Source organism: Azospira sp., from assembly GCF_030247495.1.
GTDB lineage: Bacteria > Pseudomonadota > Gammaproteobacteria > Burkholderiales > Rhodocyclaceae > Azospira > Azospira oryzae.
In genome coordinates, this window is record NZ_JAOTRW010000002.1 from 65,195 (window position 1) to 77,043 (window position 11,849).

At 62.3% G+C, this 11,849-nt stretch carries 10 protein-coding genes; 1 reads left to right on the forward strand and 9 read right to left on the reverse strand.

Annotated features, from left to right (window positions below; genetic code table 11):
• Nucleotides 1-83: 83 nt before the first annotated feature.
• Nucleotides 84-1,247: a GGDEF domain-containing protein gene (locus OEL49_RS00300; protein ID WP_014238050.1), complete on the forward strand. Its 1,164-nt coding sequence runs from the start codon at nucleotides 84-86 to the stop codon at nucleotides 1,245-1,247.
• Between the two features lie 61 nt (nucleotides 1,248-1,308).
• On the opposite strand, the gene OEL49_RS00305 is transcribed toward OEL49_RS00300, so the two are convergent.
• The 9 genes from OEL49_RS00305 to nuoG all read right to left on the reverse strand — a co-directional run bounded on the left by OEL49_RS00305 (nucleotide 1,309) and on the right by nuoG (nucleotide 11,839).
• Nucleotides 1,309-1,878 carry an NUDIX domain-containing protein gene (locus tag OEL49_RS00305; RefSeq protein ID WP_205229859.1) on the reverse strand — a complete coding sequence of 190 codons (570 nt, stop codon included), beginning with the start codon at nucleotides 1,876-1,878 and terminating at the stop codon, nucleotides 1,309-1,311.
• An 85-nt stretch (nucleotides 1,879-1,963) separates the two neighbouring features.
• Nucleotides 1,964-3,442 (reverse strand): NADH-quinone oxidoreductase subunit NuoN, encoded by a 1,479-nt coding sequence (gene nuoN, locus OEL49_RS00310; protein WP_014238052.1) that lies wholly within the window; start codon nucleotides 3,440-3,442, stop codon nucleotides 1,964-1,966.
• Nucleotides 3,443-3,453: 11 nt separating this feature from the next.
• Entirely contained in the window at nucleotides 3,454-4,935 is a 1,482-nt protein-coding gene (locus OEL49_RS00315; RefSeq protein WP_014238053.1) for an NADH-quinone oxidoreductase subunit M, read from the reverse strand.
• Between the two features lie 20 nt (nucleotides 4,936-4,955).
• Entirely contained in the window at nucleotides 4,956-6,980 is a 2,025-nt protein-coding gene (gene nuoL, locus OEL49_RS00320) for an NADH-quinone oxidoreductase subunit L (protein WP_130458754.1), read from the reverse strand.
• Nucleotides 6,981-6,986: 6 nt separating this feature from the next.
• Nucleotides 6,987-7,292, reverse strand: a complete 306-nt coding sequence (gene nuoK, locus OEL49_RS00325; protein WP_014238055.1) for an NADH-quinone oxidoreductase subunit NuoK — start codon at nucleotides 7,290-7,292, stop codon at nucleotides 6,987-6,989.
• Between the two features lie 54 nt (nucleotides 7,293-7,346).
• Nucleotides 7,347-7,949, reverse strand: a complete 603-nt coding sequence (locus OEL49_RS00330; protein ID WP_287873722.1) for an NADH-quinone oxidoreductase subunit J — start codon at nucleotides 7,947-7,949, stop codon at nucleotides 7,347-7,349.
• A gap of 11 nt (nucleotides 7,950-7,960) precedes the next feature.
• Nucleotides 7,961-8,449: an NADH-quinone oxidoreductase subunit NuoI gene (gene nuoI, locus OEL49_RS00335; protein ID WP_014238057.1), complete on the reverse strand. Its 489-nt coding sequence runs from the start codon at nucleotides 8,447-8,449 to the stop codon at nucleotides 7,961-7,963.
• A gap of 10 nt (nucleotides 8,450-8,459) precedes the next feature.
• Nucleotides 8,460-9,509: an NADH-quinone oxidoreductase subunit NuoH gene (nuoH, locus tag OEL49_RS00340; protein ID WP_043799532.1), complete on the reverse strand. Its 1,050-nt coding sequence runs from the start codon at nucleotides 9,507-9,509 to the stop codon at nucleotides 8,460-8,462.
• Nucleotides 9,509-11,839, reverse strand: a complete 2,331-nt coding sequence (nuoG, locus tag OEL49_RS00345; protein ID WP_287873723.1) for an NADH-quinone oxidoreductase subunit NuoG — start codon at nucleotides 11,837-11,839, stop codon at nucleotides 9,509-9,511. Before nuoG ends, nuoH begins: the two co-directional genes overlap by 1 nt.
• Between the last annotated feature and the right edge of the window lie 10 nt (nucleotides 11,840-11,849).

Below are 11,849 nucleotides of genomic sequence, written 5' to 3' on the forward strand. Positions count from 1 at the left end.
GCAGCCTGCGGGCTGCCCTTGTTTTTGGGGCACCGTACAACCAACAACACGACAGGCTACATCGAGACAAAAGACCCTTTTTCATGACCAGTCGACTTGCACATATCGTCTGGCACCGCCTCACCGGCCTCATGCCCGGCGAGCTGAACCAGGCCGAGCTGGCCTGGCTGGTGTCACCCCATTTCCACCTCACTCTGCTCTCCCGGCGGCGTGCGACCATGATCGTGAACCGGGTACGCCTGTTCGCCTTCCTCTTCGCCGTCCTGACGCCCCTGTGGAGCATCATCGACTACCTGGTCTTCCCCTTCCCGTTGTGGTTCGCCCTGGCCTCCATGCGCATCCTGGCCAGCGTCGCCTTTGCCCTGCTGGTGCTCTACTACCGCCCCTCCGGCAGCCTCACGGACGCCTACCGGGCCATGGCCATACTGTTTGCCATCCCCACCGTCTTCTACGTCGCCACCCACCAGTTGCTGGTCAATTATCAGCTGACCGGCATGCAGGCCGCCATCGGTGCCGGCTACGCCTTCCTGCCCTTCGTCCTGCTGGCGGGTCTCTCCATCTTCCCCCTGACCCTGCTGGAGAACATCCTCTTCGCCCTGCCCATGCTGCTGGCCCAGGCCGTCTCCGGCATCATCAGCTGGGCCACCCTGGATTGGCCGTCCTTTGCCGGCGCCTTCTGGCTGCTGACCCTGATCACCGGTGTCTCCACCCTGGCCGGACTATCCCAGCTCGCCTTCATGATCGCCCTGGTGCGGCAGGCCGTGCGGGACCCCCTCACCGGCATTTTCTCCCGCCGCAGCGGCGAGGAAGTGCTGGAACTGCAGTTCATCATCTCCACCCGCAGCAACGCTCCCCTGGCCATCGCCTTCCTCGACCTGGACAACTTCAAGGCCGTCAATGACCGCTATGGTCACGAGGCCGGCGACAGCGTCCTGGTGGGCGCCACCGACTCCATTTCGAACAATCTGCGCCGGGGCGACATGCTGGCCCGCTGGGGCGGCGAGGAATTCATCCTGATCATGCCCAACACGGATCTGGAACAGGCCCAGCAGGCCATGCGGCGGATGCGCCAGGCCGGCTTCGGCCTGCGTCCGGACGGCTCGCCGGTGACCGCCAGCATCGGCATCGCCGAGCGCCTGGAAGACCAGACCCTGGACTGGAAAACCCTGGTGGAAAAGGCTGACCAGCGCATGTACCGCGCCAAGCAGAGCGGCCGCGACCGGGTGGTCTGCGACGATACCGTCTGAGCAACGGCTGATATCAAGCAAAAGGCCCGCAATTGCGGGCCTTTTGCTTTGGTGACCTGGATCACCAGCCTTCCTGCAGCACCTTTTCCGCCCAATAGAGGGCGGTGATGGTCTTGGCATCGGTCAGGCGCCCGTCGCGGATGGCGGCGGCAGCCTCCTCCAGGGACATTTCGATCACCTCCAGGTGCTCGCCGTGATCCAACTGGGGAGCCGACTCCCGGATCAGCTCCCGGGCCAGGAATATTTCGATGCGCTCGTTGGAGTAGCCGATGCAGGGATGCATGACCCCCAGATAGCGCCATTGACCCGCGGCATGGCCGGTTTCCTCACGCAGTTCGCGGATGGCGGTCTTCAGTATTTCCTCCCCCGGATCGATCTTGCCGGCAGGCAGTTCGAGGAACACCTGCCCCACCGGGTGGCGGTACTGGCGTTCGAAAAGCAGCTTGCCATTATCGAGCACGGCAATGATCACCACGGCACCGGGATGGACAATGTACTCCCGCACCCCCTCATGGGCGTCCGGCAGGCGCACCTGGTCACGGCGAACATCGAGCAGGCGGCCCCGCCAGACCTGCTCGGTACTCAGGGCTTCTTCGACGAGATGGGCATCGGGCTTGGTTTGACTTTCCACGCATGGCTCCGGCAAGGGTTGCAACAAGGAAAAAGAAAACGCCCCGGGGCTGCCGGGGCGTTGCTGAGCGGGGCTGGAAGGCGCCTCAGAGGGAGCGCACCAGGGCCACGGCGCAGAGGTACATCAGGGTCTGGGGGAACAGACCCAGCAGGGCCACGGCCAGGCCGTTGGCGGACAGCAGCAGCTTGGTGTCGAAGCCGGCGGCGATGGGGGTTTCGTCCAGGGGTGCATCGAAGTACATCAGCTTCACCACCCGCAGGTAGTAGAAGGCGCCGATCAGGGAGAACAGCACGGCGGCGATGGCCAGCCACATGTAGCCGGCGGCGACGACCGCCTGCAGCACGGCGAACTTGGCGAAGAAGCCAACGAAGAACGGGATGCCGGCCATGGACAGCATCACCACCATCATCATGCTGGCGAACCAGGGGCTGCGCTTGTTCAGGCCCTTGAAATCGTCCAGGGAGTCGGCCTCGAAACCGGCCCGGGCCAGCAGCAGGATCATGCCGAAGCCGGCCACGCTGGTGATGACGTAGGCCACCATGTAGAACATGGAGGAGCTGTAGGCATTCAGGGCGAAACGGGCATCGCCGCCGACCACGCCGGAAACCATGCCGAGCAGCATGAAGCCCATGTGGGAGATGGCGGAATAGGCCAGCATGCGCTTGATGTTGGTCTGGGCGATGGCAGCCAGGTTACCGATGGCCATGGACAGCACGGCCAGGATCATCAGCATCTGCTGCCAATCGGGCGCCAGGAAGAACAGGCCGTTGACCAGCAGCCGGATGACCATGGCGAAGGCGGCCAGCTTGGGAGCGGAGGCAATGAACAGGGTCACCGGGGTGGGAGCGCCGTGATAGACGTCCGGAATCCACATGTGGAAGGGAACCACGCCCAGCTTGAAGGCGATGCCGGCCACCAGGAACACCAGGCCGAAGACCAGGATGGTCTTGTTGACCGCGCCCTGGGCCAGGGCCTGGGCCACCTGGGTGATTTCCAGGGTGCCGGTGGCGCCGTAGACCATGGAGATGCCGTATAGCAGCAGGCCGGAGGCCAGGGCGCCGAGCACGAAGTACTTCATGGCGGCTTCGGTGGCCTGGGTCGAATCCCGGTTCAGGGCGACCATGGCGTAGACCGACAGGGACATCATTTCCAGGCCCAGGTACAGGGTCAGCAGATGGTTGGCGGAAATCATCACCATCATGCCCAGAGTCGCCAGCAGCACCAGGACGTAGAACTCGCCCTTGGCCATGGAGACCCGCTCGGCGATGTAGCCGCGGGCATAGAAGAGCACCACGATGACCGTGAGATCGAGGAACAGCTTCAGCAGGTCCGCCATCAGGTCATCGACGAACATGTTGGAGAAGGTATAGGTGATCTCCCCCGTGCTGGTCATGTAGGTGATGGCGGCGCAACCGACCAGGGTCAGCTGGGTCAGCGCGAAGGTCAGGGTGCGGGCCTTGCTCTTGACGAACAGGTCCACAATGAGGATCACGCAGGCCATGGCCAGGATGAAGAGTTCCGGCGCTGCCGGCAGCAGGTCGGGAATAACGAAATTCGTCAGCATGGCGGCTTCCATTATTGGAGTTTGCTCTGGGCCACGTGCTGCAGCAGGTCATTGACCGACGCATGCATCACTTCGGTGAAAGGCAGGGGATACAGACCCATGCCCAGGACGCACAGGGCCAGGATGGCGAGGAAGAAGAATTCCCGTGCATTGATGTCTTCCAGTTCGGCCACGTGGCTGTTGGCGACGGCGCCGAAAACCACCCGCTTGTACATCCAGAGGGTGTAGGCAGCACCGACGATCATGGTGGTGGCGGCAGCGAAAGCAACCCAGAAGTTGTACTCGACGGCCCCCAGGATCACCATGAACTCGCCGACGAAGCCGGAGGTGGCAGGCAGGCCGGCATTGGCCATGGAGAAGAGCATGAAGAAGGCGGCAAACTTGGGCATGGTGTTCACCACGCCGCCGTAATCGGCGATCTGGCGGCTGTGCATGCGGTCATACAGCACGCCGATGCAAAGGAACATGGCGCCGGAAACGAAGCCGTGGGAAATCATCTGCACCAGCGCACCCTCGACGCCCAGGGGGTTGAGCATGAAGAAGCCCAGGGTGACGAAGCCCATGTGGGCGATGGAGGAGTAGGCCACCAGCTTCTTCATGTCGGCCTGCACCAGGGCAACGAAACCGATGTAGATGACGGCAATGAGAGACAGGCCGATCATCAGGCCGGACAGCTCATGGGATGCATCGGGGGCGATGGGCAGGGAGAAGCGCAGGAAACCGTAGGCACCGAGCTTCAGGGCGATGGCGGCCAGCACCACGGAACCGCCGGTGGGCGCTTCCACGTGGGCATCGGGCAGCCAGGTGTGCACCGGCCACATCGGCACCTTGACGGCGAAGGCCACCAGGAAAGCCAGGAACAGCCAGATCTGGGTGGTCAGATCCAGGGGCAGCTGATGCCAGTCCTGGATGGAGAAGGAACCGCCGGACTGGAAGAAGAGATAGATCAGGGCGATCAGGAACAGCAGGGAGCCCATCAGGGTGTAGAGGAAGAACTTGATGGCGGCGTAAACCCGGTTGGGGCCGCCCCACATGCCGATGATCAGGTACAGGGGAATCAGGCTGGCCTCGAAGAAGACGTAGAACAGCACGCCGTCCAGAGCACAGAAGATGCCGTTGAGCAGACCGGACATGATCAGGAACGCGGCGTTGTACTGAGCCACCCGCTGCTCGATCACCTTCCAGCCGGCCAGCACCACCAGAATGGTGATGAAGGCGTTGAGGATGACGAAGGGCATGGAAATGCCGTCCACCCCCAGGTGGTAGTTGATGTTGAAGGGGGCGATCCAGGAGGCCTGTTCGACGAACTGCATGGCACTGGTGGCCTTGTCGAAACCGGTATAGAGCGGCAGGGTCACCAGCAGACCCAGGACGGCTCCGAGCAGGGCCAGGCCGCGGGCCAGGGGCGCGTTGCGGTCGGAGCCGGTGAACAACACCACCAGACCGGCCACAATCGGGGTCCAGATGGCGAGAGAGAGCAAGTAACCAGACATATTGATCCCAGTCTTCTAGCTTAGGCGCGGTTAAACCAGAGGGTCAGCAGCACGAATACGCCGATGATCATGGTGAAGGCATAGTGGTAGATGTAGCCGGACTGGAAGAAGCGGACCACGGAAGCGATCGCTCCCACCAGACGGGCGGAACCATTCACCAGCAGACCGTCGATCAGCGCCACATCGCCGCCCTTCCACAGGCCGCGGCCCAGGAGGCGGGCACCGCCGGCAAAGACCACTTCGTTGAACTTGTCGAAGTAGTACTTGTTGTCCAGCAGGGTGTAGATACCGGAGAAACGGGCCTTGATGGCAGCCGGGATGTCGGGGCGCTTCATGTAGAAGAACCAGGACAGGGCAACGCCAGAGAAGGCCAGCCAGAACACCGGGGTGGTCACGGCGTGCAGCGCCATGGCGACGGCACCATGGAAGTGGTGGTGCAGGGCTTCCATCACCGGGTGGGCCTCTTCATTGACGTGGATGACGCCTTTGAAGTAGTCGCCGAAGAGCATGGGCTCGATGGCGATGTAACCGATGATCACGGACGGAATGGCCAGAGCGATCAGGGGCACGGTCACCACCCAGGGGGACTCGTGGGGCTTCTGGCCGGGAGCCAGGCCGTGGTGGTGGTCGTCGGCCGGTTCTTCGTCCTCATGGTCGCCATGATGATCGTGGTGAGCCTTGCCGAAGCGTTCCTCGCCGTGGAAGACCAGGAAATACATGCGGAAGGAATAGAAGGCGGTGATGAAGACACCGGCCATGACCGCAAAGTAGGCATACTTGGCGCCAGCGATGTTGGACAGGGCCACCGCTTCGATGATGGAGTCCTTGGAGTAGAAACCGGCGAAGAACGGCGTGCCGATCAGGGCCAGGGAACCGATCAGGGACGTGATCCAGGTGATGGGCATGTACTTGCGCAGGCCGCCCATGTTGCGCATGTCCTGATCGTGGTGCATGCCGATGATGACGGAACCGGCACCGAGGAACAGCAGGGCCTTGAAGAAGGCGTGGGTCATCAGGTGGAAGATGGCCACGGAATAGGCGGAAGCGCCCAGGGCCACGGTCATGTAACCCAGCTGGGACAGGGTGGAATAGGCCACCACGCGCTTGATGTCGTTCTGGATGATGCCGAGGAAGCCCATGAACAGGGCGGTGGTGGCACCGATCACCAGGACGAAGGACAGGGCCGTGTCGGACAGCTCAAACAGCGGGGACATGCGCGCCACCATGAAGATGCCGGCAGTCACCATGGTCGCCGCGTGGATCAGGGCGGAGATGGGGGTCGGGCCTTCCATGGAATCGGGCAGCCACACGTGCAGCGGCACCTGGGCGGATTTGCCCATGGCGCCGATGAACAGGCAGATGCAGGCAACGGTCATGAGGGACCAGTCGGCGGAACCCCAGATGTTGATGGTCTTGTTAGCCAGTTCAGGCGCCTTGGCGAACACGGTGGCGTAGTCCAGGCTGCCGAAATGGGCCAGCACCAGGCCGATGCCGAGAATGAAACCGAAGTCACCGACCCGGTTCACCAGGAAGGCCTTCATGTTGGCGAAAATGGCGGTGGGGCGGGTGTACCAGAAGCCGATCAGCAGGTAGGAAACCAGGCCCACGGCTTCCCAGCCGAAGAAGAGCTGCATGAAGTTGTTGCTCATCACCAGCATCAGCATGGAGAAGGTGAACAACGAGATGTAGCTGAAGAAGCGGTTGTAGCCAGGGTCTTCCTGCATGTAGCCGATGGTGTAGAGGTGCACCATCAGGGAGACGGAGGTCACCACCAGCATCATGGTCACCGTCAGCTTGTCGATCAGGAAACCCACTTCGAACTTGTATTCGCCGCTGGCCAGCCACTGATAGACGGTGCCGTTGAAACTGTTACCCGCCAGCACGTCCTGGAAGATGACGATGGAGGTGATGAACGCCACGGCCACCCCCAGGATGGTGGCCGTGTGGGCCAGCCAGCGGGGAATGACGCGGCAGAACAGGCCGGCGACGATGGCACCCGCCAGGGGGGCCAGGGGAACCAGCAGATAGAGGCTCTTCATATCCATAGATGCTTAACCCTTCAGGCTGTCCAGATCATCCACATGGATGGTGCGCAGATTGCGGAACAGCACCACCAGGATGGCGAGGCCGATTGCAGATTCGGCCGCGGCGACGACGAGGATGAAGAAAACGGCAAGTTGCCCGGCCAGATCCTGCATGTAGTGGGAGAACGCGATGAAATTCATGTTCACCGCCAGCAGCATCAGTTCGATCGCCATGAGCAGCACGATCAGGTTCTTCCGGTTAAGGAAGATACCGAGCACGCTGATGGCGAAGAGAATCGCGCCAAGCACGAGGAAATGCGACAGAGTAAGCAAGGGGCCTCCCTTATCCTTCTTCAGCAGACTGCGGCCAGGCCGCAGCCACGTTGTTTAGTCCTGTTTTTCGGCCGGCATCTGCAAAACGCGGATGCGGTCGGCTGCCTTCACGAACACCTGCTTGGCAGGATCGGTGTACTTGGTCTTCTTGGCGCCCCGATGGGTCAGGACGATGGCGGCGATCAGGGCCACCAGCAGAATCACCGACGCCAGTTCGAAGGGATAGACGTACTCGGTGAAGAGCAGACGCCCCAGTTCCTTGACGTTGGAGACACCGGCGGCAGTCTGGGGCACCTGGGCTTCGGCAGCGCCGAGGTACTGGCTACCCAGGATGGCGCCCATTTCCAGGACCATCAGCAGGCCGACCATGGCCCCCAGGGGCAGGTAGTTCCAGAAGCCCTCGCGAATGCGGTCGATGTTGATGTCCAGCATCATGACGACGAAGAGGAACAGCACCATCACCGCGCCGACATAGACCAGAACGATGGAGATGGCGAGGAACTCGGCCTGCAGCAGCGCCCATACGCCACCGGCACTGAAGAAGGACAGCACCAGATGCAGGGCGGCATGGACCGGGTTACGGGCAGTGATCACCCGCAGGGCGGCGTAAACCAGGATCGCCGACAGGAAGTAGAAAACGACAGTCTTGAATTCCATTTCAGGTCCCGTCAGCGGAATTTGGCATCGGCTTCACGGTCAGCGGCGATCTGCGCTTCGTAGCGGTCGCCGTTGGCCAGGAGCATCTGCTTGGTGTAGTAGAGATCGCCGCGCTTTTCGCCGTGATACTCGAAAATGCGGGTTTCGACGATGGCATCGACCGGGCAGGCTTCTTCGCAGAAACCGCAGAAGATGCACTTGGTCAGGTCGATGTCGTAGCGCGTGGTGCGACGGGAACCATCATCCCGCTGGGCCGCTTCAATGGTGATGGCCATCGCCGGACAGACCGCTTCACACAGCTTGCAGGCGATGCAGCGCTCTTCCCCGTTGGGGTAGCGACGCAGGGCATGCAGGCCACGGAAGCGCGCACTTTGCGGAGTTTTTTCTTCCGGATACTGAACGGTGATCTTGCGGGCAAAGAAATAGCGCCCGGTAACGCTCATACCCTGGAACAGTTCCTTGAGGAACAGGCTCTTAACAATATCTTTCATGGCACCCATGGTGTAATCCTCACTTCCAGATGTTCAGGGGCGACATCATCCAGACGCCGACCACGGTGAACCACACCAGGCTAACCGGAATGAACACCTTCCAGCCCAGACGCATGATCTGGTCGAAACGGTAGCGCGGGAAGGTGGCACGGAACCAGAGGAACAGGAACAGCACGAAGGACATCTTCGCGGCCAGCCAGAAGAAGCCGTCGGGCAGGAATCCCACCGGAGACAGCCAGCCGCCCAGGAACAGCAGGGAGGTCAGAGCTGCAATCAGGATCATATTGGCGTATTCGGCCAGGAAGAACAGGGCGAACGCCATGCCGGAGTATTCCACCATGTGGCCGGCCACAATTTCGGATTCACCTTCCACCACGTCGAACGGGGCCCGGTTGGTTTCAGCCACACCGGAGACCAGGTAGACAATGAACATGGGCAGCAGGGGCAGCCAGTTCCAGGAAAGGAAGGTCAGGCCCATGCCGGCGAAGATGCCGTGATCCTGGGCCCGCACGATTTCGGTGAGGTTCAGGCTGTTGGACACCATCAGCACGGTCACCAGGGCAAAGCCCATGGAGATTTCGTAGGACACCATCTGGGCCGCGGAACGCATGGCACCGAGGAAGGCGTACTTGGAGTTGGAAGCCCAACCGGCCAGGATGATGCCGTAGACGCCCATGGAGGCGATGGCCATGATGTAGAGCAGGCTGGCATCGATATTGGCCACACCCAGGCCGTCGGCAAAGGGCACCACTGCCCAGGCTGCCAGCGCCGGAGCGATGGCCAGGCCGGGAGCAATCAGATAGACCCACTTGTCGGCACCGGACGGAACGATGATTTCCTTCAGCAACAGCTTGAGGCCGTCGGCGATCGGCTGGATCAGGCCCAGGGGACCGACCCGGTTGGGACCGATCCGCACGTGCATGTAGGCAATGACCTTGCGCTCGAAGTAGGTCAGGTAGGCCACACCCAGCAGCAGGGGGGCAACCACGGCGACGATCTTGAGCAGGTTCCAGACCACCGGCCAGGCAGGGCCGAAAACGCCCTGAATGAATTGCTGCAGCATATCCATCATGCACGCTCCACGGTGATGGTGCCGAACAGGTCACCCAAGGCCGCAGTGGCGGCATGGGCGGCGGGAACCCGCACGCAACCGGCAGGAGTCCCTTCGTCCAGCTTCAGGGTCAGGGTGGCAGTACCGTCGCCCTGGCGCACACGAACCTGGGCGCCCTCTTCCAGACCCAACTGGGCTGCCGTGGCGCCGTTGATGCGGGCCATGGGGGCCTGCCCGTCACGGGTGCGCAACAGGGAAGGCGCGCGACGCACCAGGGTGTCGGCGAAGTGGATGGGCACATCGCCCACCCGCTGCAGACCGGCAGGGGCCGGGGCCAGTGCCACATTCACACCGCTGATGCCGTTATCGAGGCCGGCGGCGAATTCGGTGCCCTGCCCCAGCAACTCGTCGCGCACTGCTTCGGCGCTTTCGTAATCGAAGCCGGACAGGTTGAGCACATTACCCAGGACGCGGAAGATCTTCCAGGCCGGACGGGCTTCGCCCAGGGGCCGCACCACACCGTTGAAGCTCTGCACGCGGCCTTCGGCATTGACGAAGGTACCGGCAGTTTCGGTGAAGGGGGCAACGGGCAGCATCACATCGGCGTACTCCAGGGCCGGCGCGTGCTTGAAGGCGGACATGAACACCACCAGCTTGGCCTGCTTGAGGGCAGCCAGGGTCTGCTGGGCATTGGCAAAGTCGAACTCGGGCTCGGCATTCAGCAGCAGATAGCCCTGGCGGGGCTGTTCCAGCATGGTGCGGGCATTGAGCTTGCCCGGCAGAGCGCCGGCCACATAACCGCCGACGCTGTTGGCAGCCTCGCCGATGAAGCCGACGGTGGCGCCGGTGATCTTGCCCAGTTCGTTGGCCAGCACCTGCAGCTGGGCGGCGTCGCCGGACTGCTGGGCCACGCTGCCGAGGAACACGGCCTTCTTCTCGCCATCCACCAGGGACTGGGCGATCTTCTGGGCGGTTTCACAGGGATTGAGGCTGTCCAGACCGGCGGGCACTGCCACGCCCTTGATCTGGGCAGCGGCCTTGACCACGGCACCGAGACCGCGGATCAGGTCGGCCGGAGCCAGGGTCAGGCGGGCATGGGTGTTGATCAGCTGGCCATCGCCGGCCACATCGATGAAGCTCACCTTGGTGAACTTCTTGGCGGCCTGGCGCAGGCGCTGGGCAAAGAGGGCGGCATCCTTGCGCAGGAAGGAACCGACCACCAGGGCACCGTCCAGATCCTTGATCTCGGCCAGCTTCAGGCCCAGCCAGGGAGTGCCGGCACGCTTGCCGTCGGCGGAGAAGTCGCGCTGACGCAGGCGGAAGTCCACGTTGTCGCAACCCAGGCCGGCCGCCAGTTTCTTGGCCAGAGCCAGTTCTTCCAGGGTGGCGTGGGGAGACAGCAGGAAGCCCAAGGCATCGCCGCCGAATTCACGGGAGACGTCCTTCAGACCGTGGGCCACGTAGTCCAGGGCCACGTTCCACTCCACTTCCTTCCATTCGCCGCCCTGCTTGACCATGGGCTTGGTCAGGCGCTCTTCGCTGTTCAGGGCTTCGTAGGAGAAACGGTCCTTGTCGGAAATCCAGCACTCGTTCACTTCCTCGTTTTCACGGGGCAGAACGCGCATGACCTTGTTGCCCTTGACCTGGACCACCAGGTTGGCGCCGAGGGAATCGTGGGGGCTGACGGACTTGCGACGCTGCAGTTCCCAAGTGCGGGCGCTGTAGCGGAAAGGCTTGGAGGTCAGGGCACCCACCGGGCACAGGTCGATGGCATTGCCGGACAGCTCGGAATCCACGGTGCGGGCCATGAAAGTGGTGATCTCGGAATGGAAATTCCGGTTCGCCATGCCCAGTTCCATGATGCCGGCAATCTCCTGGCCGAAGCGCACGCAACGGGTACAGTGGATGCAACGGCTCATCTCCTCCATGGAGATGAGGGGGCCGATGTCCTTGTGGAACACCACCCGCTTCTCTTCCTGGTAGCGGCTCTTGACGCCGCCGTAGCCCACGGAAAGATCCTGCAGCTGGCATTCGCCGCCCTGGTCGCAGATGGGGCAGTCCAGGGGGTGGTTGATGAGGAGGAATTCCATCACACCCTTCTGGGCCTTGACGGCCAGCTCGGAGTGGGTGAACACCTTCATGCCGTTGGTCACGGGAGTGGCACAGGCCGGCAGCGGCTTGGGCGCCTTCTCCACTTGCACCAGACACATGCGGCAGTTGGCGGCGATGGAAAGCTTCTTGTGGTAGCAGAAGTGCGGAATGTAGACACCCACCTGCTGCGCGGCATCCATCACCGTGCTGCCGTCGGGTACCTCGGCCTTCTTGCCGTCGATTTCGATTTCAAGCATGTCGCTTAAG